At 70.2% G+C, this 20,971-nt stretch carries 19 protein-coding genes and 1 pseudogene; 15 read left to right on the forward strand and 5 right to left on the reverse strand.

Going from position 1 to position 20,971, the window contains the following annotated elements; all coding sequences use genetic code 11:
- Nucleotides 1-296 precede the first annotated feature (296 nt).
- From KILIM_RS12435 to KILIM_RS12450, 4 genes are all read left to right on the forward strand, one after another.
- Nucleotides 297-2,885, forward strand: a complete 2,589-nt coding sequence (locus KILIM_RS12435) for a bifunctional FO biosynthesis protein CofGH (RefSeq protein WP_006593047.1) — start codon at nucleotides 297-299, stop codon at nucleotides 2,883-2,885.
- Nucleotides 2,886-2,967: 82 nt separating this feature from the next.
- Nucleotides 2,968-3,231 (forward strand): phosphoribosyl-ATP diphosphatase, encoded by a 264-nt coding sequence (locus KILIM_RS12440; protein ID WP_006593048.1) that lies wholly within the window; start codon nucleotides 2,968-2,970, stop codon nucleotides 3,229-3,231.
- A 48-nt stretch (nucleotides 3,232-3,279) separates the two neighbouring features.
- The gene (gene hisG / locus KILIM_RS12445; RefSeq protein ID WP_006593049.1) at nucleotides 3,280-4,125 is read left to right on the forward strand and encodes an ATP phosphoribosyltransferase; all 846 of its coding nucleotides are present in this window, start codon (nucleotides 3,280-3,282) and stop codon (nucleotides 4,123-4,125) included.
- Nucleotides 4,122-4,625 (forward strand): PH domain-containing protein, encoded by a 504-nt coding sequence (locus KILIM_RS12450; protein ID WP_006593050.1) that lies wholly within the window; start codon nucleotides 4,122-4,124, stop codon nucleotides 4,623-4,625. Before hisG ends, KILIM_RS12450 begins: the two co-directional genes overlap by 4 nt.
- A gap of 11 nt (nucleotides 4,626-4,636) precedes the next feature.
- On the opposite strand, the gene KILIM_RS12455 is transcribed toward KILIM_RS12450, so the two are convergent.
- Both KILIM_RS12455 and KILIM_RS12460 read right to left on the reverse strand, forming a co-directional pair.
- On the reverse strand, nucleotides 4,637-5,887 hold the full coding sequence (locus tag KILIM_RS12455; protein ID WP_006593051.1) for an FUSC family protein: 1,251 nt from the start codon (nucleotides 5,885-5,887) through the stop codon (nucleotides 4,637-4,639).
- A gap of 3 nt (nucleotides 5,888-5,890) precedes the next feature.
- Nucleotides 5,891-6,463, reverse strand: a complete 573-nt coding sequence (locus KILIM_RS12460; protein WP_006593052.1) for a DUF5655 domain-containing protein — start codon at nucleotides 6,461-6,463, stop codon at nucleotides 5,891-5,893.
- Nucleotides 6,464-6,923: 460 nt separating this feature from the next.
- Here KILIM_RS12460 and KILIM_RS12465 point away from each other — a divergent pair, with 460 nt between their 5' ends.
- A complete protein-coding gene (locus tag KILIM_RS12465) occupies nucleotides 6,924-7,337 on the forward strand; it encodes a hypothetical protein (protein ID WP_006593053.1) in 414 nt (137 codons plus the stop codon).
- Between the two features lie 29 nt (nucleotides 7,338-7,366).
- On the opposite strand, the gene KILIM_RS12470 is transcribed toward KILIM_RS12465, so the two are convergent.
- Together KILIM_RS12470 and KILIM_RS24995 are read right to left on the reverse strand one after the other, a co-directional pair.
- Nucleotides 7,367-8,302 (reverse strand): carbamate kinase, encoded by a 936-nt coding sequence (locus tag KILIM_RS12470; RefSeq protein ID WP_040563260.1) that lies wholly within the window; start codon nucleotides 8,300-8,302, stop codon nucleotides 7,367-7,369.
- A gap of 150 nt (nucleotides 8,303-8,452) precedes the next feature.
- Nucleotides 8,453-8,587, reverse strand: a complete 135-nt coding sequence (locus KILIM_RS24995; RefSeq protein WP_255247647.1) for a hypothetical protein — start codon at nucleotides 8,585-8,587, stop codon at nucleotides 8,453-8,455.
- 119 nt (nucleotides 8,588-8,706) lie between these two features.
- Here KILIM_RS24995 and KILIM_RS12475 point away from each other — a divergent pair, with 119 nt between their 5' ends.
- The 10 genes and pseudogenes from KILIM_RS12475 to pflA all read left to right on the forward strand — a co-directional run bounded on the left by KILIM_RS12475 (nucleotide 8,707) and on the right by pflA (nucleotide 19,099).
- Nucleotides 8,707-9,081 (forward strand): hypothetical protein, encoded by a 375-nt coding sequence (locus KILIM_RS12475; RefSeq protein ID WP_157551688.1) that lies wholly within the window; start codon nucleotides 8,707-8,709, stop codon nucleotides 9,079-9,081.
- Between the two features lie 73 nt (nucleotides 9,082-9,154).
- Nucleotides 9,155-10,336 carry a sensor histidine kinase gene (locus KILIM_RS12480; RefSeq protein WP_006593056.1) on the forward strand — a complete coding sequence of 394 codons (1,182 nt, stop codon included), beginning with the start codon at nucleotides 9,155-9,157 and terminating at the stop codon, nucleotides 10,334-10,336.
- The gene (locus tag KILIM_RS12485; RefSeq protein ID WP_006593057.1) at nucleotides 10,333-10,998 is read left to right on the forward strand and encodes a response regulator transcription factor; all 666 of its coding nucleotides are present in this window, start codon (nucleotides 10,333-10,335) and stop codon (nucleotides 10,996-10,998) included. The genes KILIM_RS12480 and KILIM_RS12485 overlap by 4 nt, the downstream gene beginning before the upstream one ends.
- 92 nt (nucleotides 10,999-11,090) lie before the next feature.
- Nucleotides 11,091-11,837 (forward strand): ABC transporter ATP-binding protein, encoded by a 747-nt coding sequence (locus KILIM_RS12490; protein WP_051988777.1) that lies wholly within the window; start codon nucleotides 11,091-11,093, stop codon nucleotides 11,835-11,837.
- Between the two features lie 62 nt (nucleotides 11,838-11,899).
- A pseudogene (locus tag KILIM_RS25460) lies at nucleotides 11,900-12,991 on the forward strand (ABC transporter permease); the annotation flags it as partial.
- 199 nt (nucleotides 12,992-13,190) lie between these two features.
- Nucleotides 13,191-14,375 carry an ABC transporter permease family protein gene (locus tag KILIM_RS25005; protein WP_006593061.1) on the forward strand — a complete coding sequence of 395 codons (1,185 nt, stop codon included), beginning with the start codon at nucleotides 13,191-13,193 and terminating at the stop codon, nucleotides 14,373-14,375.
- 79 nt (nucleotides 14,376-14,454) lie between these two features.
- Nucleotides 14,455-14,697 (forward strand): hypothetical protein, encoded by a 243-nt coding sequence (locus KILIM_RS12500; RefSeq protein WP_006593062.1) that lies wholly within the window; start codon nucleotides 14,455-14,457, stop codon nucleotides 14,695-14,697.
- Nucleotides 14,697-15,701, forward strand: a complete 1,005-nt coding sequence (locus tag KILIM_RS12505) for an SRPBCC family protein (RefSeq protein WP_006593063.1) — start codon at nucleotides 14,697-14,699, stop codon at nucleotides 15,699-15,701. Before KILIM_RS12500 ends, KILIM_RS12505 begins: the two co-directional genes overlap by 1 nt.
- 217 nt (nucleotides 15,702-15,918) lie before the next feature.
- A complete protein-coding gene (gene pflB, locus KILIM_RS12510) occupies nucleotides 15,919-18,180 on the forward strand; it encodes a formate C-acetyltransferase (protein WP_006593064.1) in 2,262 nt (753 codons plus the stop codon).
- The gene (gene pflA / locus KILIM_RS12515; protein ID WP_006593065.1) at nucleotides 18,146-19,099 is read left to right on the forward strand and encodes a pyruvate formate-lyase-activating protein; all 954 of its coding nucleotides are present in this window, start codon (nucleotides 18,146-18,148) and stop codon (nucleotides 19,097-19,099) included. Before pflB ends, pflA begins: the two co-directional genes overlap by 35 nt.
- Nucleotides 19,100-19,105: 6 nt before the next feature.
- On the opposite strand, the gene KILIM_RS12520 is transcribed toward pflA, so the two are convergent.
- Nucleotides 19,106-20,623, reverse strand: coding sequence for a uracil-xanthine permease family protein (locus KILIM_RS12520; RefSeq protein ID WP_006593066.1), 1,518 nt, complete (start codon nucleotides 20,621-20,623; stop codon nucleotides 19,106-19,108).
- Nucleotides 20,624-20,971 lie beyond the last annotated feature (348 nt).

The raw sequence follows: 20,971 nt of genomic DNA on the forward strand, positions 1-20,971 counted from the left end.
GCTCGGGCGGTCCGGGCTTGCCGGGGCTGGTGGCTTTCGCCTCGCTGGAGGCCCGCGGGCGCCCAGGGTGGGTCGCCAGTTTTTGTAGTTGTGGTGAACTAATTACGTGCCCCCGGGGCCGAGCTGCCTGGCGTCAGCAACGCTGCAGGTCAGCGACTCGACGGAAAACGGCTCGAGGGGGCACGTACTTAGTTCGCCACAAAGACAAAGCCCGTACCCGCCTGAAGGCCCTGCGGCAGCCACCAAACGGCGCGGCCTAGCCTGGCGTCATGGTGGATTCCGGGAGAACAGGCGGAATGTCCGGGAAGCGCAGGCTGACCCCGGGTTCGGTGGCCCGCCCCGAGGAGCCGACTCCGCAGGAGATGCGGCGGGCGTTGGCGCGGGCGCGGGACGGTAAGGCACTGGATGCCGGTGAGGCGCAGGTGCTGCTGCACGCGCGCGGGGACGACCTCGCTCGACTGTGCGCGGCGGCGACCCGGGTGCGGGACGCCGCGATGGTCGCGGCCGGGCGCCCGGGCGTCGTCACGTACTCGCCCAAGGTCTTCATCCCGCTGACCCGGTTGTGCCGAGACCGGTGCCACTACTGCACGTTCGCCACCACACCCGGCCGCGTCGAGGAGCCCTTCCTCGCCCCCGAGCAGGTACTTCAGATCGCTCGCGCCGGGGCCGCCGCCGGGTGCGCCGAGGCGCTGTTCACCCTCGGCGACCGGCCCGAGACGCGCTGGAAACCCGCCCGCGAATGGCTCGACGCCCACGGCTACGACGACACCCTCTCCTACGTGCGCGCCATGGCGATCCTCGTGCTCGAGGAGACCGGTCTGCTGCCGCACCTCAACCCCGGCGTCATGAGCTGGGCCGAGCTGACCCGCCTCGCGCCCGTCGCACCCTCGCTGGGAATGATGCTGGAGACGACCTCGCGCCGGCTGTTCGAGACTCCCGGGCAGGCGCACTTCGGCTCCCCGGACAAGGACCCCGACGTGCGGCTGCGGGTGCTGACCGACGCCGGGCGCATCGGCATCCCGTTCACGACCGGACTGCTCGTCGGCATCGGGGAGACCCCGGCCGAGCGCGTCGAGACGATCCTGGCGATCCGTGCCGCCGCCCGCGAGTCCGGCGCGATCCAGGAGTGCATCGTGCAGAACTTCCGCGCCAAAGGCGACACCGCGATGCGCGGCACGCCTGATCTCGAGCACGAGGCGTACCTCGCGACGATCGCGGTCACCCGGCTGCTGCTCGGCCCGAGCGTGTCGGTGCAGGCCCCGCCGAACCTCTCCGGCCTGGCGCAGCTGCCCGACCTGCTCGCCGCGGGCGTCGACGACCTCGGCGGCATCTCCCCGGTGACCGCCGACCACGTCAATCCCGAGCGGCCCTGGCCCCAGCTCGACGCCCTCGCCGCCCAAGTGCAAGCTGCCGGGTTGCAGCTCAAGCCGCGGCTGACCGCTCACGCCCGATATGTGCGCGACAGCCTCAACGGCACCCGTCCCTGGATCGATCCGCGGCTGCACGCCCACGTCGCCGCCCTCGCCAGTCCTGACGGGCTGCTCGCCGACGGCGCCCGCCCGCAGGGGCGGCCGTGGCAGGAGCCCGACGGTGGTTTCGGAGACGGAGCGTCAGGTCGGGTCGACCTGCACCAGGAGGTCGACACCTCCGGCCGCACGGACGACCGCCGCAGCGACTTCGACTCGGTCTACGGCGACTGGGCGGCGGTCGCCGCAGCCTCCCGCCGCATCGGCACCGAAGCGGCGGGTAAGGACGCAGGCAACCCCACCCGCCTCGCCAGGTACGTCGAGGCGGACGTTGCGGCGGCCATGCGCCGCGCCGAAGCCAACCCGGCGGGCCTCTCCGACGACGACTACCTCACCCTCATGACCGCCGAGGGCGCCGGACTGGAGGCCGTCTGCGCGCTGGCCGACGGCCTGCGCAAGGACACGGTCGGCGACGACGTAACCTACGTCGTCAACCGCAATATCAACTTCTCCAACGTCTGCTACGTCGGCTGCCGGTTCTGCGCGTTCGCCCAACGCGCGCAGGACGCCGACGCCTACCGCCTCTCCCTGCAACAACTCACCGACCGCGCGCGCGAGGCGCAATCGGTCGGCGCCACCGAACTGTGCCTCCAAGGCGGGATTGACCCCCAACTCGGCCGCGACTCCTACACCGGCATCGTCCGGGCCGTACGCGAGGGCGCACCCGGCATTCACGTGCACGCGTTCTCACCGATGGAGATCGTCACCGCCTCCGCCAAGGCCGGTGTCTCCATCACCGACTGGCTCAGCGAGGTGAAGGAGGCGGGGTTGGGCTCGATCCCCGGCACCGCGGCGGAGATCCTCGACGACGACGTGCGCTGGGTGCTCACCAAGGGCAAGCTGCCCACCAGCGCGTGGATCGACGTCGTCAGCACGGCGCACCGCCTCGGCATCCCCAGCACGTCGACGATGATGTACGGCCACGTCGACCACCCTCGGCATTGGGTCGCCCACCTGCGAACGCTCGCCGCGGTGCAGGACGAGACCGGCGGCTTCACCGAGTTCGTCCCGCTGCCGTTCGTGCACACCAACGCCCCCGTCTACCTCGCCGGCATCGCCCGGCCCGGGCCGACGCTGCGCGACAATCGCGCCGTGCACGCCCTCGCGCGGATCATGCTGCACGGGCGCATCGACAACATCCAGTGCAGTTGGGTCAAGCTCGGCGTCGACGGCACCCGCACGATGCTGCGCGGCGGCGCCAACGATCTCGGCGGCACCCTCATGGAGGAGACGATCAGCCGCATGGCCGGCTCGCAACACGGCTCGGCCAAGACCCCGGAGGAGATCGCGCACATCGCCGCCGGCATCGGCCGACCCGCCGTGCAACGCGGCACCCTGTATGAACGGGTCGCCGCCTGAGCCCGGGCAAGCCGGTGCCGGAGCAGGCCACCGGCGAGACGCCAGTCGGGCGCTGCGGGCGCGCTGACTACAGTGGAGCATCGTGAACAGCTTCGACCAGATCTACGCGCTCGTCGCCGACCGGGCCGTCAACCGGCCGGACGGGTCGGGCACGGTGCGTGAACTCGACGCCGGCGTGCACTTCATCGGCAAGAAGATCGTCGAGGAGGCTGCCGAGGTGTGGATGGCCGCCGAGCACGAGGGCAACGAGAGCGCCGCGCAGGAGATCAGCCAGCTGCTCTACCACCTGGCCGTGCTCATGGTCGAGCGGGACATCACCCTCGAGCAGGTCTACGAGCATCTGTAGGCGCGCCCGCCGACCGCTGCCCCGACCCGCCGAAGGACCGCCAGAACCATGCTGAAGATCGCCATTCCGAACAAGGGCTCCCTGTCGGAGTCCGCCGTCACGATGCTCAAGGAGTGCGGCTACCGAGTGCGCCGCGACACCAAAGAGCTCGTCATCACCGACGTTGACAACGACATCGAGTTCTTCTACCTGCGGCCCCGCGATATCGCCGTCTACGTCGGCTCGGGCACGTTGCACGCCGGCATCACCGGCCGCGACCTGCTGCTGGACTCCCAGGCCGAGGCCATCGAGATCATGCCGCTGGGCTTCGCCTCCTCGACGTTCCGCTTCGCCGCCCGCCCGAACACCGCCGCCGACGTACGCGACCTCGGCGGCAAGCGCATCGCCACCTCTTACCCCGGTCTCGTGCGGGCGCACCTGGGCAAGCACGACGTCGAGGCGGAGGTCGTGCGGCTCGACGGCGCCGTCGAGACCTCGATCACCCTCGGTGTCGCCGACGTCATCGCCGACGTCGTGGAGACCGGGACGACCCTGCGCAACCAGGGCCTGGAGACCTTCGGCGCGCCCATCCTGCACTCCGAGGCGGTGCTCGTGGCCCGCCACGACGACGCGGAGTTGCCCGGGCTGCGGGTGCTGGCGCGTCGGCTCGGCGGAGTGGTGACAGCCCGCACCTACGTGCTCGTCGACTACGACGTGCGCGCCGAACTCGTCGACGAAGCGTGCGCCATCACCCCCGGGCTGGAGTCGCCGACGGTCTCCCCGCTGCACGACCGCGGCTACGTCGCGGTGCGCTCGATGGTCAAGCGCCAGGGGGTCAACCGCGTCATGGACGCCCTGTACGAGTTGGGCGCCCGCGGCATCCTCGTCACCGAGATCCGGGCCTGTCGCCTATGACCGGCCCCGCCCGCGCGCGCAAGGGCGACCCGTACGCGCCGTTCCGGCCCCGCTGGGGCTACCGGGTGCCGCGGGTGCTGTCCATCGTCATCTTCGTCGCCTCCGCAGTGGGGGGCGCGACGATCCCCGGCGTGACCTGGTCGATCATCGACCGGTTCTTCTTCTTCGCGCTCGGCGCGATGATCGCCGGCCTGCTGTGGCGCTACTCGCGCATCATGGCGCGCCCTTCCCGCGAAGGCATCGTCATCCGCAACCTGTTTCTGACGCGTCGGCTGGAGTGGGCGCAGGTGCTGCGGATGCAGTTCGGCGGCGGCGCCCCGTGGGTGAGTCTCGATCTGACCGACACCGACACGGTCGCCGTCATGGCGATCCAGAAGGCCGACGGCGCCCACGGCCGCGCCCAGGCCGCCCGGCTGGCCGCGCTCATCGAGTTCCACGGTGACGATGGTGACGGCGGCGACGGTGACGGCGGCGAGGCCGCGGCGGAACCCGCCGAGTAGAGCCTGCGCTCCTAGGTCGGGTCCTCGTCGTCGGTGTCCTCCATCCGGTGCAGGGTCTGGGTGGGCAGGTCGGTGCCGTCGTCCTGCTCCGCGTCGTACTCGGGCTCCAGGGAGTAGGAGACGGGCAGGTACGCCAGCGCCTGCTCGTGCGTCAGCCCGGTCACCATCAGCAGATCGACGATCGCCGAGCGCACCTGGGCGCGGATGACCTCGCTGGACAGGCTCGGATGGACGGTCACATAACAACTGCGCTCGGCCAGATCCGCCAGACCGGCGCGGGAGATGCGCGGCAGGTGCCGCTCCTGCAGCTCGTCGGCCATGCCCTGAGCGATGGCGGCGAGGTCGTCGATGAGGTCGAGATAGGCCTTGGGCACGTCCTCGCCCTCGCGGATGGCGACGTTGACGCGCCGCACCAGCACTCGGATGTTTCGGATCGCGCGGTCCAGCGGCACCAGCAGGTCGGCGATCGCCTGCACCGCCGGCAGGTGGCCCCGGCGAAAGGGGGACTGGCGCACCACGGCCAGGCCGTCGTCGGCCAGGTCGTGCAAGGTCGTCAGCGCCTGCTCCGAGGCACGGGCCCGCTCCAGGGCCGCGTCGGCGTCCTCCAGGTTGCGGCTGCGCAGGGCCGCGGCGCTGACGCTGAGCACGTCGGCGATCTCGGTGACGATGCGGGCGGCGTGCCGGCGCGGCTTGCGCAGCGGGCTGGCCGGGGTGACCGTCGCGGCGGCCAGGGCCACGAGCCCCCCGATCACCGCGTCGGTCCACCGAGAGAACGCGGCCCCCGTGGCGGGCACCAGCAGCGTGACGAAGATGGCCTGCACCCCGGCCTGCGTCGTCATGAGCACGCCGGCGTTGAGCATCGTCGCCAGCGACATCGCGATGACGACGATGAGCGCCACCTGCCAGTACCCGGACCCGAAGACGTGGATGAACAGGTCGCCGACGAACACGCCGACCGCGACGCCGATGACGACCTGCACCGCCCGTTCGATCCGTTGCCCGAACGACATCCCCAACGTGATGACGGCCGCGATCGGCGCGAAGAACGGGTCTTGGTTGCCCACCAGATGACCGGCGACGAACCAGGCGATGCCCGCGGAGATTCCGCATTGCACGATGAAGAACGCCCGGTCCGCCAGGCGCCGCCACCGGTCCTGCAGTGAGCTGGCCGACCGGCGGGCCATTCGCGGGGCGAACTCGGCGGCGAAGCCGCGCCACGCCCGCTCCACTGGGGTGCGCGACGGGGAGGGCGAGTCGGTCACGCCTCAGCCGTTCTGGTCGTAGGCGGTGGCGATGAGCGGCTCGAGGGTCAGCAGATCCTCGTCGAGGGCGTCCGCCTCGACATGCACCCAGTGCGTGGCCTGCGCGAATCCCTTGGCGGGGGAGAGGCGGTCGTCGTCTGGCACGTCTGCGCGAAAGCGCAGCCCGACCCGCAGGGTGCCGCGCGGCCCCGGCGCGAGCGCCAGAAACTGGGTGCGGCGCACGAACGGAATGTAGGTGGCGCGCGACTGGGCCTGAATGTCTTCGCCGAGCGCGTGGGTCATCTCGAAGATCGCGTCGTGCAGCGGCCGCAGCGCCGCCTTCGGGCCGCTGTAGAGGGAGTCGGTGGCGTCCTGCACATCCGGCGGCACCCAGCCGGCCTCCCGAGCCGCCGCGTCGGCGATCGCCCACTGGGAGTTCTGCGGCACCCCCTGCTCCCGCAGCCAGGCGCGCACCCCCTGCTGATCCAGCGGGTCGAGACCGGCCGCGCTCACCGCCTCCAACCAGTCGGGTAGGTCGCGTCCGGTTCGTTGCTTCAGGCCCGTCACCACGGCCGCCATCATGTCCGCCGGTTCCATGCGATCATTCTCGCCCCTGACCGGCGCCCGTGTGCGCGGCCCGCCCAGCCCGCCGAAAGTCATCCCCTTGGGTCGAGCTGCCCGCCCTCGAGACGCAGGGTGCCGCCCGTTGTCGACCATGGCGTGCCAGAGGTCGACGAGCCGGCGGGTGTCCTCGAGGTGCTTCCCGGTCGCAGACGGTCGATCACGATCTCGCGTGGCTCACCCACCCCACCGATGCCGGCAGGCGTAGCGGATTCTCAACGTACTGGGGATTCGGCCCCGAGCAGCCTCAAGTCGCTGACCTGCAGCGATAGGAAACGCGTCGGCGGGCGACCCGCCGCAGGTACGTCGAGAATCCGCTACGTCCGGCCAGCCGGTTGCGGAGGGGACCACAACCGGCAGCTATGACCGCATCATTGAACGGGGGCGGGTGCGTTCACACAGGGGCCACTCGATCGTGGCCGGTGGGCGGTTTAGCGTGGCAGGGGCAAGCGAGCGGTACCTGCTGGCGGTGGCGTGCCCGATTCTCTTGACGCTTGCTGTCTTCTTCGTCCGGCCGGCGCTGCGCACCGACGTGCTCCACCACACAGATGGGGCAACTGCCCTCTGGGTAGCCGGGCCCTGGCTGCTCTGGTGCCTCGCCCTTGTGTGCGGTGCGCGGTACATGCGGCGCCGCGGCTATCTGCCGTCCCGGCTAGGCGCTCTCCAGTGGGCCTTGCTGAATGCGGCGGTCGGCGCCGTGGTCACGTTGCCGTTCACATTCTGGGTCGCCGAGGCTACATCGCCGGGCTCGGCGGGCACCGGTGAGGTCGGCCTGACCCTGCCGCTGGTGGCCGCCTGCCTGCTGGGGCTCGCCGTGGTGAGCCTGATCCGCCGCCGCACCAGCCCCTGACGCGTGCCAGCGCCGGGAGGACGGGGCGCTCAGGTCGGGAGGATGACGGTGCCGACGTCGCGGTCGACGGCGGCGGCGATATTGGCCAGTGAGGTGACGACGGCGCGACGGCCGCCGCTTTCGACGAACCGGGTCACGGCCTCCATCTTCGGGAGCATGGAGCCGACGCCGAAGTGGCCGGCGTCGAGGTATCTGCGCATGTCGCCGGTGGTGACGCGGCCGATTGGGCGTTCGTCGTCGGTGCCCCAGCCGAGCACGGCGTGCTCGACGTCGGTGGCGATGATGAGGGTGTCGGCGTCGATGGCGCGCGCCAGGAGCGTCGCGGAGAGGTCCTTGTCGATGACGGCCTCGATGCCGCGGTAGCCGCCGCGGGAATCCGGGGCGCAGGGAATGCCGCCGCCCCCCGCCGCGATGACCAGGAAGCCCGAGGACACGAGCGCAGCAATGGCGGCGCCCTCAAGAATGTCCTGCGGCTCGGGTGAGCCAACAATCCGCCGCCACCCTCGCTCGCCCTCGTCGCGCCACGCCTGCCCGTCCGCCGTGCCTCGCGCGGCGCGTTCGGCGGAGGCGTACGGCCCGATGGCCTTCGTCGGTGTCGACATCGCCGGGTCGTCCGGGTCGACGAGGGTTCGGGTGACCAGGGCAACGACGTCCCGGTGGTCTCCGTGTGCCGCCAACCCCCGCTCGAGCGCGTTGACCAGCGTGAACCCGAGAGTGCCTTGGGTCTGCGCGCCGCACCAATCCAAGGGCACCGGTGCCAGGAGGTGTGCCGACAGCTCGTTCTTCAGCAGGATGTTGCCGACCTGCGGTCCGTTGCCGTGCGTGACGACCACGTCGTGACCGGCCGCGACGAGCTCCGCAATGTGCCCGGCTGCCAACTCGATCGCCACCTGCTGATCCTGCGGACGGGACGCTCCATCGGGGCCGCTCATCGCGTTGCCCCCCAGGGCCACGACAATCCTCATGTCCTGCTCCTTCGACGCGTTGCGCTTCGTCGTCTCTTGCCGATCTTCCCGCCGAAAGTCATTCGAGCAGCTCGCGAGTGTCGTCGCCAAGAGAGAGATCGGGTCCTTTGAGCCGGTCGGGTAGATGCCAGCGATAGTCACCGGCCTAGATCACCCAACCGTTTTCGGCCCGGCTGGATTGGGCTGCAGGATGCTGCGACGGTGCTCGCCCTTCTCGGCAAAAAGTTGAACCTGGCGGGTCAGGTTCATCTTTTCGCGCGGAGCGGGGTGCAAGAGCAGCGCCATCCGCTTTTGGTCAAGAGCGTGCGAAGTGTCTTCACAGGACTGCCTGCGGTGTGCGTCACTGGGGTGTGGAAACGATTCAGATCGAGCGACCGCGCGTGCGACAACTGCGGCGACGAACAGTGGCAGCTGTTGTCGTGCTGGGCCTGCTGGCCGCCGCCGCGATGTTCTCCTACGCGCGGATCAACTCGCCATCGGCCGTCGCGCAGAGGTACGTGGTCGCGACTGCCGAGCCGGGGGACCGGGATGCCCTGAGCGGGGTCGTCGATTCACCCGGCGGCACGTCGGCCACTGAGATCCTCGGGCACGTTCACGGCCAGGTGCGCACGGCGCCGGTGGTGATCTCCAGGGTCACCGTGGCAGACGGCGAGACGCCGAGCATGAAATACGTCGTCGTCGACGGCACCAGTGACGGAACTCCGTTCACGACCGGCGTCACGCTGTTGAGTCAGCAGTCGGGCCTGGTGTGGCGCGTCAGTGCGGAATGGGCGCCGTAACGCCCGAGGCACCCGTGACAGGGGCGGGCGCGCACCCGCCAGCGCATCGTCGCGCTGACTTTAGACTCGCTCCATGGACCCTGGCCTGCTGCGACGGCCGTGGCGTCTGCTGGTCACCAGATGGCCCTGGTTGTGCCTGGCGTATCTGCTCGCGCACCTGCTCGGCGGATTGATCACCTGGATCACGATCAGCACCGTGATCCTCTTCCCGCTGTGGGCCCGGGGATGGGCCCGCGTTGAGCGCCGCCTCGTGCAGTGCGCCGGGCGGGAGGCCTTGCAGGAGCCGGCGCCGCACGGAGGGGGAGTCTCGTGGCGGGAGATCGCGCTCGCGTTGGTGACGGCGTCGTTGACTCCGATCGGGATGCTCGGTGCCGGAGCGCTCGCGGTCTGGGTCGCCTCGACCCTCCTGAGCCCCGTCTCCGGCGCGCAGCGGTTCACCCTCGCGCAGGTGGCAGCGTCGGTCGGTCAGCCGGTCGCCGTCGCGCTGGGTCTGCTGTCTGCGCCCCTGGTCCTGTGGGGTCTTTGCGCCGCGGCCGTCGCCAACGCGTGGCTGTCCGCCAGGCTGCTCTCGCCGCGGGTCGAGGAGCTGGAGGCGCAGGTGCAAGCGCTCGCGGCGGCCGCCGTGCGCACCCAGGACGAGCTGTTGCTCGAACGTCGGCTACTGCAGCAGCAGTTGCACGACGGGGCCCAGTTGCAGATCAGCGTGGCCGGGGTGCGACTGGGGGTGCTGGAGTACGACCTCGAATCCGCAGTCGGTGACCAGGATCGTCCGCAGGTGCTAGCGACCCTGGCCCAGGTGCGCGAGAGCCTGGACGGCGCCGTCGATGCCATCCGCGACGCGGCCCAGGGCCTGTCGCCCCCGCTGCTTCGGGAGCGCGGCCTCGGGCCGGCGCTGCGAGCACTCGTGCGCGACCTGCCCCTACCGGTGACCGTCCGCGCAGAACTGCCACGCGCGGGCGAGGCCCTGGAGGCCGACCTGTACTTCATCGCTGCCGAAGCGGTCACCAACACCGTCAAGCACGCCCGGGCGACCCGCGCCACCATCGATCTGCGCGCCGACGAGCGGCAGGTCACCCTCACGATCACCGACGACGGAGCCGGTGGGGCGAAGCCGACCGGTGCCGGCCTGCTCGGGATCGGCACACGGGCCGCGCGGTGGGGCGGATCCGTCGCCCTGCACAGCCCGACCGGAGCAGCACCTCCCGACACAGGCACACAGATCACTGTGCGGATTCCGTGGAAGGAGGCGCCGTGAGAATCCTGCTCGCCGAGGACTCGGCACTCATGCGCGAGGGACTGGCCGCACTCCTGGAGCGCGCGGGTCACGACGTGGTCGCGCCCGTCGACAGCGCAGACGCGCTGCGCCGAGCGGTCCGATACCGCGCGGATCTGCCGGACCTCGTCGTCACCGACGTCCGCATGCCCCCGGACAACACCGACGACGGACTGCGAGCCGCCGTAGCCATCCGCATCGAGCACCCCCGCCTGCCGATCCTGCTGCTGTCGCAATGGCTAGGTAACGAGTACCTCGGACGGATCATGGACTCGGTTCGCGACGACCCCGACGCCGGTGGCGTGGGCTACCTGCTCAAGGATCGCGTAGGGCACGTGCGCGAGTTCATGGCTGCCGTGGAGGCGGTCGCGGCCGGCGGCATCGTCGTGGGCCGCAAGGTCGTCGCAGCGCTGATGGACCGACGAGACACCGGCTTGAGTGCCCTGACCGATCGAGAGCGAGACGTGCTGCGGCTGCTGTCGGCGGGGGAGACCAACCAGCAGATCGCCCGCACCCTGCACGTCTCCGAAGGCGCGGTCGTCAAGTACGTCAGCGCGGTCTTCGACAAGCTGGACCTCAGCGGTGAGCAGGGCAATCGTCGCGTCCTGGCCGTGCTCGCCTACCTGCGCCGCGACGAGCCATGACCCGCTGACGAGTGCGGCCGGGGGGATTCCACCCGGCTTTCGGGCGGGAACCCCTACTGCGCCGCGGGGCGCGCGCGGCGTGGACTGTTCCCATGTCGACCGTTACCTGCGCCTGCGCCGCCGCCCTGAGCAACGTCACCGTGATCTTCGGTCGCAACGAGGCCGCCGTCGTGGCGCTCGACGGCATCAGCCGTGAGTTCCGCGCCGGCAGTTTCACCGCGATCATGGGGCCGTCGGGCTCGGGCAAGACGACCCTCCTGCAGACCATCGCCGGGCTCATCAGTCCCACGCGGGGCCAGGTGCACCTCGGGGAGAGGCGGATCGACGATCTTCCGGAGCGTGAACTCGCCGTGCTGCGCCGCGATCAGGTGGGGTTCGTCTTTCAGGATTTCAACCTGCTGCCGCCGTTGACCGCGGCCGAGAACATCACGCTCCCGCTGCGGCTGGCCCGCCGCGCCCCGGAGCAGGAGTGGTTCGCGCAGCTCACCCGCCGCGCCGGGATCGAGGACCGACTCGACCATCGGCCCGACCAGCTCTCCGGAGGCCAGCAGCAACGGGTTGCCCTGTGCCGCGCCCTGCTGACTCGCCCCGGTTTGCTCTGCGGGGACGAACCCACCGGCAACCTCGACCGGGAGTCGGGCCGGCAGGTGATGGCCCTGCTCCGGGAGGCGGTGGACGACTTCGGCCAGACTCTCGTGCTGGTGACTCACGACCCGATCGTGGCGGCTTACGCCGACGAGGTGATCTTCCTGCTCGACGGGTCGATCACCCACACGGCGACCAGCCCCACCGCCGAGTCGGTGGCGCGCACGATGACGACCCTGGTGCGGCAGCGATGATCGGCCTGGGCTGGGCGCTGGTGCGTCGCCAGAGCGGCACGCTGGCCGGGGTGCTGGTCATGATGACCGTCGGTGCCGCATTGATCGCAGCCTTCCTCCTCGTGCGCGACTCGCTGGAGCAGACCCGCGCGCCGGTCGAGCGCTACGCCGCAGCGCCGGTGGTCGCTGCCGGGACCAGCGGCAACGCGGGCCTGTTCACGCCGGCGACGGTCGCGCAGCTGGAGGCGATCCCAGGGGTCGCGCACGCCATCGGCGAGGTGAGCATGCCGGCGCAGGTTCTCCGGGCCGACGGCACGCCACTTGTGCAGCAGGAGCGGATCGCGCAGTTCGCGCACTCCTGGACCAGCGCCTCCCTCACGCCGTTCGAGATCGTCGAGGGCGCTGCGCCAACGCAGGCGGGCCAGGTAGTGCTCGATGCTGCGCTGGCCCAGCGGGCGGGAGCGGGCGTCGGGCAGCGGGTGCCGGTACAGATCGGCGGACTCGTCGAGCACCTTGTCGTGACCGGAGTCGCCCGCGCCGCGGGGTCGTTCGAGGGTCAGCACGCGCTCTTCCTGGCTCCCCAGCAGGCGGCCGCGGTCGCGGGCCGTGGGCAGGGCCGAGTCGATGCAGTGGGCCTGGCGCTGACCTCGGGCACCGACCCGCACCCGGTCGCGCAGGCGGCGCACGACCTGGTGGCCAGGGCGCTGGGCGGCGACATGGTGGTCCCGTCGGGGACACCGTCGTACCGGGTCGCCGTCGGGACTGATCGCGGCGAGCTGGAGGTGGCGATGCCCGATCATCGAGCCTCCGCGCAAGTCCTGCGGATGCTCGTGTGGATCGTGGCCTTCATGGCCGTGGCGATCATCGGCGGCGCGCTCATCACCGCGGTGCGCCGCCGAGCCAGGCAGGTGGCCCTCCTGCGGGCCGTGGGAGCGACTCCGAACCAGATCCGGCTGTTGTGCCAGAGCGAGGCCCTGGTGCTCTCGCTGGTCGCGGCAGTCACGGGCGCCCTGCTCGGTGCCGCTTTGGCGTGGGGGCTCATCGAGGGGTTCGCAGCGTTGGGGGTCGTCAGCTCTGCCGTCCGCCTGCACGTCGGCCTGGCGGCGATGCTGGCCGCCGGGGCGGTCACCGTCGTGGTCGGTCAGGTGGCCGCATGGTGGGCCTCGCGCTACGCGTTGCGCATCCGGCCCGCGGATGCCCTGGCGGGCCAGGGGGAGCTCAGCGCGGGCCCGACCATCCGCACGCGGGCCCCGACCGCCGCTGGAATCGTGCTGCTGCTCGGCGCGGGGGCGCTGCAGCTGGCCGGCATGACCACGGCCCTGCCGGAGGCGCTGCTGCCCAGTTACGGGATGATCGCGAGCCTGCTCGTGATGCTTGGAGTCGCTGCTGAGCTCCACAGCCATCCGGGTGCTGTCCGGCCTGCTGCAACGCCCCGTCGCGGCAGCCTTTCGGGTAGGCGGCTTCCTGGCGGCCGCCACCGTGCGCTTCACCCACCGCCGCCTGGCGGGCATGGCGGCACCCCTGGCCGTCGGTATCGCGATCGCCGGCTGGGCGTTGGCCGGGCTGCCCCTGTTCGCCATGAGCAACGCCCAACAGGTGGCCGACCGCTTCGACGCCGACTACGTGATCACGACACCGATCGTGCGCGACACCCACACCGGCCTCTCACCGCAGGCCGTCGCCGCCCTCTCCGCAACACCGGCGGTGGCGACCGCCGGCCTGCGCCAGACGTGGCTGCAGACCGCAAAGGACGGTGGGCCCGCCACCGCCACGTGGAGCAGCGTCGTCACCGGCGACGCCGCGAGACTGCTCGATCTCGGCGACGTTCAGGGCGACCTGGCCAGACTCGACTCCGGAATCGCGCTCGGCGCCGAGAACGCGGCCAGGGGCGGCGTCGCGCTCGGCGACACGGTGCAGGTGCGCCTGCCCGGCGCCGCCCACCCCGTCGCCCTGGAGGTCGTCGCGCTGTTCAGCGCCGAAGGCGGCGACCAGGGTGCGGTCGTGTCGCAGCAGGCCCTTGGGCAGCACGTGGCAGCCGCCTGGTTCGACTATGTGCTCGTCTCCGGAGAGGGCGAGCCCCAGCAGGACTCCCTACAGAACGCACTGTGGGACGCCCTGGGTGGCGGGCCCGGCAGCGTCACGGTGCAGCACAAGCCGGACTTCCTCGCCTCCTACATCGAGACCCGCCGGGCCGCGGTCGACAACCTCGGCACGATCGCCGTCGTCCTCGTCGGCATCTTCCTCGTGCTCGCGGCCGCCAACGCTCTCGGGCTCTCGGTTGCTGATCGCACCGGCGAGGTGAGCGCCCTGCGGCGCCTGAATGCCACCGCGGGGCAGGTGCGCTCGATGATCGCGTGGGAGATGGCGCTGACCGTCGGACCCGCCTGGCTGCTCGGCGCGGCGGCCACGGGGTGGATGGCCTTCGCCATGGCGAGCGGCGACCTACGGGCGACGGTGTGGGCCTATCCGCTGGGGGCGCTGTCGCTCGTCGGAGCGGCCGGTCTGCTGTGGGCTGTCGTCGGATCGCTCGCCACGATTCGAGGGCGCTCGAGCGCCTAGCCATGCCCTGCGGTGCGGACTGAGCAACGTAATAGCAACCAAAGTTGACGAGCCCCGAATAGCAACGTAGGTTGACGGCATGGAGTCGACACAGGTGGCGCAGGCTGCGGCTAATACCAGCGATCCCCGGGTGGGGTTGCGGGCGGTCGCGTCGATGCGCACCTTGACCGACGTGCTCGAGCTGCGGCAGGTGGAGGCGGCGCTGCGCTCCGGGATGAGTTGGCAGCAGATCGCCGACGCCCTGGGGGTGACCCGCCAGGCGGTGCACAAGAAGTACGCCAAGAAGGTCGACCCGTCCATCCCCGTACCGAGGAGGAGCTGATGAGCAAGTTCACCGACCTGGCCAAGACGTCGCACGCGCTGTCGTTGGCTGCCATGGAGGAGGCCTCGCGCACCGGGCAGCGCATCGCCGACATCGACCACCTGCTGCTGGCCCTCACCGTCAACGAGCAGAGCGCCGGCCAGGTGCTGCGCAGCATGGGCATCACCCTGGCGGCCGCCCGCGCGGCGGTGTCGGCCCAGCACGACGCGCAGCTGGCGGCCCTCGGAGTGCAGGCCTCGATGCCCGAACCGGGCCGCATCGTCTTTCACGAGACCGACGGATACGACTGGAGCGAGCGAGCGCTCGACCTCATCAAGCGCTCCGCAGACGGTGGGCGCAGGGGCGACGCAACGGCCGTGCTGCGCGAGTTGGTCGCCGAACCCAGCGGACTCATCGAAGACCTCCTGAGTCGACTCGACTCCTCACCTGCTGCGGTGCTGACCCGGCTCGACGAGGTCGAGAGCGTTCCCGTGCACACCTCGCGCGCCAACACCGACTCGTTGACGGGCACCTCGCGAGCCTTCGTGCCCGCCTCGCTCGAGCAGGTGTGGCACCTGCTGGCCGACCCCGGCCGGATGCCGGAATGGGACCAACGAGTGGGTTCCGTTCTGGTCGGCGCGCCGCCTGAGCCGCCTGAGCCGGGTGCCCGATGGAGCGCCCTGGCTCCGAGCGTCGGCCCCGACGGCAGGGCGCTGAAGGTCAAACCGGCGTGGCGCCGACTGAGCATCGAGCTGATCGCCTTCGAGCCGCAGACGACCATCGCCTGGAGCCTGACGTACCCGGACGCCGACCGGGCCAACGCGCGGATCGTCCGCATCGACCTCGCACCCGCGGCCGGCGGCACCAGCCTCGGCCTCACGCTCTCCTTCGAGCGCCACCCCGACCGCGCCCGCCGCCCCTTGCCCCGACGCCTGCTCGGTCCCGCCCTGCGCCCGCTGCACCGCGCCGTGATCTGGCTCCAGCTCAACCAGCTCGGCTCCGGTATCAGCCGCGTCTTCCGCTGATCGCCGGCCCGCTGGGCGCTCGCCATGGTCCTAGCCGAAATGTCCCGGCGCGTCCTGTCGGTTCGCCGTACGAGACGGTGACGTTCACCCTTGAACCCCACAGCACCTGAGGGAGAATCCGGGTTTAGGCTGATGTAAGCCACATCACACCGTTACCCGTTTGATGCGCAGCGGCGGTCAATGCCCGCCAAGCCATCGGTGGAGGGAACCTCAGAACATGACAAGCACCGTGCCTTCAGTGGGCCACTTGGCGCAGCAGTGGGCGGATTTCACCAACGGACCCTGGCAGGACCAGATCGACGTCCGCGACTTCATCCAGTGCAACTACACCCCGTACGCGGGCGACGATTCGTTCCTTGCGGGGCCGACCTCGCGCACGCTCGGCATCTGGGATCGTCTGTCGCAGATGTTCCCGGTCGAGCGCGAAAAGGGCGTCTACGACATCGATTATCGAACTGTCTCCGCCATTGACGCCTACGCCCCCGGTTACATCGACCAGGAGAACGAGCTGATCGTCGGTCTACAGACCGACGCGCCGCTCAAGCGCGCCATCATGCCTTACGGCGGCTGGCGCATGGTCGAACAATCGCTGAACACCTACGGCTACCCGGTGCTCCCGGAGCTGAAGGAAACGTTCACCTCCTACCGCAAGACCCACAACGTCGGCGTGTTCGACGCCTACACCAACGCCATTCGAGCCGCCCGCTCCAGCCACATCATCACCGGGCTGCCCGACGCCTACGGTCGCGGTCGCATCATCGGCGACTACCGCCGCGTCGCGCTCTACGGCGTCGACGCCCTCATCGACGCCAAGAAGGTCGACCGGATGGAGCTGGACGCCCAGCCCTCCATCGAGAGCGTCATCCGCGACCGCGAAGAGAACTCCGAGCAGATCCGCGCCCTGCAAGAGCTGAAGTCGATGGCCGCCGGCTACGGCTACGACATCTCCGGGCCCGCCGGCACCGCCCGCGAGGCCGTCCAGTGGCTGTACTTCGGCTACCTCGCGGCCGTCAAGGAGCAGAACGGCGCCGCCATGTCGATCGGGCGCAACTCGACCTTCCTCGACGTCTACATCGAGCGCGACCTGGCCCGCGGCGTGCTCACCGAAGAGCAGGCCCAAGAGCTCATCGACGACCTCGTCATCAAGCTGCGCATCGTGCGCTTCCTGCGCACCAAGGACTACGACGAGATCTTCGCGGGCGACCCGACCTGGGTCACCGAGTCGATCGGCGGCATGGGCGACGACGGACGCTCGATGGTCACCAAGAGCTCGTTCCGCTTCCTGCAGACGCTCTACAACCTCGGCCCCGCCCCGGAGCCCAACCTCACAGTGTTCTGGGCGACCGACCTCCCGGAGGGGTTCAAGCGCTTCTGCGCCAAGGTCTCCATCGACACCTCGGCGATCCAGTACGAATCCGACACCCTCATCCGCAGCGTCTCCGGTGACGACGCCGCCATCGCCTGCTGCGTCTCGCCGATGAAGCAGGGCAAGGCGATGCAGTTCTTCGGCGCCCGAGTCAACATCGCCAAGTCGCTGCTCTACGCGATCAACGGCGGCCGCGACGAGATGAGCGGCAAGCAGATCGCGCCGGCGACGGTGCCGCTGAACGACCCCAGCAAGCCCCTGGACTACGACGAGGTCTACGCCCGCTACCTGAGCACCCTCGACTGGGTGGCCTCGATCTACGTCAACGCGCTCAACGTCATCCACTACATGCACGACAAGTACGCCTACGAGCGCATCGAGATGGCGCTGCACGACCGGGAGGTGCGACGCACCCTGGCCTGCGGCATCGCCGGCCTGTCGGTCGCGGCCGACTCGCTGTCGGCGATCAAGTACGCCACGGTCACCCCCGTCGTCGACGACCACGGCCTCGTCGTGGACTACACGATCGAGGGCGCGTTCCCCACGTTCGGCAACGACGACGACCGCGTCGACGACATCGCCGCCGACCTCGTGCGCGTCTTCATGGAGAAGATCCGCCAGTTCGAGACCTACCGCGGGGCCGTGCACACGCAGTCGGTGCTGACGATCACCTCCAACGTCGTCTACGGCAAGGCCACCGGCAACACCCCCGACGGCCGCCGCGCCGGCGAGCCGTTCGCCCCCGGGGCCAACCCGATGAACGGCCGCGACACCCACGGCATGCTGACCTCCGCGCTGTCGGTGGCCAAGCTGCCGTACGCCGACGCCGAGGACGGCATTTCGCTGACCAACACGGTCGTGCCCAGCGGCCTGGGGCGCGACGAGGCCGAGCGCGTCACCAACCTCGTCGGCCTGCTCGACGCCTACGTCGGTGAAGGCGGCTACCACCTCAACGTCAACGTGCTCAACCAAGAGACGCTCGTCGACGCCATGGAGCACCCGGAGAACTACCCGCAGCTGACCGTGCGGGTTTCCGGCTACGCCGTGAACTTCGTGCGGCTGACCAAGGAGCAGCAGCTTGACATCCTCAACCGGACGTTCCATCAAGGCTGAGGAGCCGCTCGACCGGGAGGCGACCGCGACGGACCCCGCGGTCGCCTCCCGCGGCGACGGCGAGCGCAAGACCGAGACGGCGAAGCGGCAGGTCGTCAAGCCGCTCGGCGACGTTACCCTGCTGCCGTTGCGGGGCGAACTGGCGCCGTTCGGTGCCCGGTCCGACGAGCTGGAAGCTCTGCGGGCCGGGCGGGCCGCCCAGGTTCACTCCTGGGAGCTCGTGACCGCCGTCGACGGCCCGGGCACCCGGCTCAGCATCTTCTTCTCCGGGTGCCCGCTGCGCTGCGTGTTCTGCCACAACCCCGACACGATGCTGGCCCACTACGGCACGATCCGCACGTTCGAGCAGGTCACCAAGCGGCTGCGGCGCTACCGGTCGATCTTCGCCGCCAGCGGCGGCGGGGTCACCTTCACCGGCGGGGAGGCGATGCAGCAGCTGCCGTTCATCGCGAATGTCACCGCGTGGTGCAAGGAGCAGGGGATCCACACGGCGCTCGACACCTCCGGATACCTCGGGGCGCACGCCCGCGACGAGCTCCTGGCCGACCTCGACCTCGTGTTGCTCGACGTCAAGTCCGGCGACGAAGAGACCTACCGGCGGGTCACCAGCCGCGAGCTGGCACCCACGATCGCCTTCGGCGACCGCCTTTCGGCGCTGGGCACGAAGATCTGGGTGCGCTTCGTGCTCGTGCCGGGCTGGACCGACGCCCCCGAGAACATCGAACGCGTCGCCGACATCGCGGCCCGCTGGAGCAACGTCGTAGAGCGGGTCGAGGTGCTGCCGTTCCACCAGATGGGCCGCGAGAAGTGGAGCCAGGTGCGGATGGAGTACCGGCTGGGCGATGTCGAGCCGCCCACGCCCGAGGCGACCCAGGCTGCGCGCGAGGTGTTCCGGTCGCGCGGCCTGCAGGCGTACTGAGGCCGCCTACGGCCGCCCGCCGGTGGAACGCTGCTCCTCCACGATGAGGTGCCCCTCCTCGGTGCGCCCCAGGATGCGGTGCCCGTAGAGGCCGTAGTCGTCGGCTAGCCCGAGCGTCTCGAGGTTCTGCGTGCCCGGCTGCTCGGCGAGCGTCGCAGTGCCGAACTGCTCCTCGCGCATCGACCGCGGCATGAGCGCGCGCACGAGGTGATAGGCGAGGATCGTGACGATCGTGCCGAAGGCGATGCCGGCAAGGGAGAAATCGCCCATGTCGAGTGACGTGTCGCCGACCGCGATGATGATGCCCGCGGCGACCGGCACGAGGTTGATCGGGCGGGAGAAGTCGACCTTGTTCTCGACCCAGATCTTGGCGCCGAGCAGCCCGATCATGCCGTAGAGAACGACGGTGATGCCGCCGAGCACCCCTCCGGGGACCGCGGAGACGAACGCCCCGAACTTCGGCGAGAGGCCGAAGACGATCGCGACCAACGCGGCGACGTAGTAGGCGGCGGTCGAATACACGCGCGTCGAGGCCATCACCCCGATGTTCTCGGCGTAGGTGGTCGTGGGTGCGCCGCCGACCGACGTGGCGATCATCGTGCCGACACCGTCGGCGCCCAACGCGCGACCCATGTACGGGTCGAGATTCTGCCCCGTCATCTCCGCGACGGCTTTGACGTGGCCGACGTTCTCGGCGACCAGCGCGACCACCGCGGGCAGCATGAGCAGCACGAACGTCAACTGGATGTCGGGGGCGTGCCAGCCGACGACACCCGTCGCGTTGTCGGTGGCCGGCGGCAGACCGAACCAGGGGGCGCTCGCCACCCCCTCCCAGTTGACCCGGTAGTGCGTGTCGACCGCGTCGATGCCGGCGTTGTAGGCGGTGATCTGCCCGAAGAAGAGGTCGGCCAGCCACGAGGCCAGGTAGCCGAAGACCAGGCCGAGCAGCACCGAGACGCGACCCCAGAAGCCGGGCAGCACGGTGGCCAGCAGGATGGTGACGATCATCGTGGCCAGCGCGATCCACTGATCCTGCGGCCAGTAGACGTTCGCGACGACCGGCGCCAGGTTGAAGCCGATGAGCATGACGACCGCGCCGGTCACCACCGGGGGCAGCACCCGAGTCAGGACGGCGGCCCCCACGAGGTGGATGAACAGGCCGACGAGGGCCAGCACCAGGCCGGCGACCAGCATCGCGCCGGTCACCTGCTGGGGTGTGCCGCCCTGGGCGTGCACCGCGGCGACCCCGCCGACGAAGGAGGCGGAGCTGCCCAGGTAGCTGGGCACCTTGCCGTTGACGATGAGCAGGAAGCAGATCGTCGCGATGCCGCTCATCATGATCGCCAACTGCGGGTTCAGGCCCATGATCAGCGGGAAGACGAACGTCGCACCGAACATCGCCACGACGTGCTGGGCGCCGAGCCCGACCGTCTTGCCCCAGCTGAGGCGCTCGTCGGGGGCAACGACCGCGCCGGGTTTGGGGGTTCTACCGTCTCCGTGGAGCTTCCAACCGAAGGCCGACATGCGCACACTCCTAGGTCAGTGCGGGGTGGCTGCGGGCCCGACTCCGGCGGCGGGTACGCGTCCTTGACGCTCGACATTATGCGCAGCCGGTGTCCCCGGAATCGGCCTATTCCGACGTGGCGCATGCCCCATGCCTGGCAGTGCTTGCCCGCACGACACAGGTTCGTGGGCGGCTGGCATCGCCGAGTGGTCAGTTGCGAGGTCGAGTGGTCAGGGCAACTGAACAACTCGACCGTCACAGTGACGACTCGGCTGCAAGCGCAGCCCCGGACGCGGCCCCCTCCTGTGGGCGGGGCACCTGAGACGTAGCGGATTCTCGACGTACTCGCGAAGCGGCCGGTTTGCATA

The sequence above is a fragment of the Kineosphaera limosa NBRC 100340 genome (genome assembly GCF_000298215.1).
GTDB classification, from domain to species: domain Bacteria; phylum Actinomycetota; class Actinomycetes; order Actinomycetales; family Dermatophilaceae; genus Kineosphaera; species Kineosphaera limosa.

Coding starts and splice junctions, on each gene's coding strand:
- KILIM_RS12435 (WP_006593047.1), top strand. CDS start 297: ATGTCCGGGAAGCGCAGGCTGACCCCGGGTTCGGTGGCCCGCCCCGAG.
- hisG (WP_006593049.1), top strand. CDS start 3,280: ATGCTGAAGATCGCCATTCCGAACAAGGGCTCCCTGTCGGAGTCCGCC.
- KILIM_RS12450 (WP_006593050.1), top strand. CDS start 4,122: ATGACCGGCCCCGCCCGCGCGCGCAAGGGCGACCCGTACGCGCCGTTC.
- KILIM_RS12460 (WP_006593052.1), bottom strand. CDS start 6,463: ATGGAACCGGCGGACATGATGGCGGCCGTGGTGACGGGCCTGAAGCAA.
- KILIM_RS12470 (WP_040563260.1), bottom strand. CDS start 8,302: ATGAGGATTGTCGTGGCCCTGGGGGGCAACGCGATGAGCGGCCCCGAT.
- KILIM_RS24995 (WP_255247647.1), bottom strand. CDS start 8,587: ATGGCGCTGCTCTTGCACCCCGCTCCGCGCGAAAAGATGAACCTGACC.
- KILIM_RS12480 (WP_006593056.1), top strand. CDS start 9,155: ATGGACCCTGGCCTGCTGCGACGGCCGTGGCGTCTGCTGGTCACCAGA.
- KILIM_RS12490 (WP_051988777.1), top strand. CDS start 11,091: ATGTCGACCGTTACCTGCGCCTGCGCCGCCGCCCTGAGCAACGTCACC.
- KILIM_RS12500 (WP_006593062.1), top strand. CDS start 14,455: ATGGAGTCGACACAGGTGGCGCAGGCTGCGGCTAATACCAGCGATCCC.
- KILIM_RS12505 (WP_006593063.1), top strand. CDS start 14,697: ATGAGCAAGTTCACCGACCTGGCCAAGACGTCGCACGCGCTGTCGTTG.
- pflB (WP_006593064.1), top strand. CDS start 15,919: ATGACAAGCACCGTGCCTTCAGTGGGCCACTTGGCGCAGCAGTGGGCG.
- KILIM_RS12520 (WP_006593066.1), bottom strand. CDS start 20,623: ATGTCGGCCTTCGGTTGGAAGCTCCACGGAGACGGTAGAACCCCCAAA.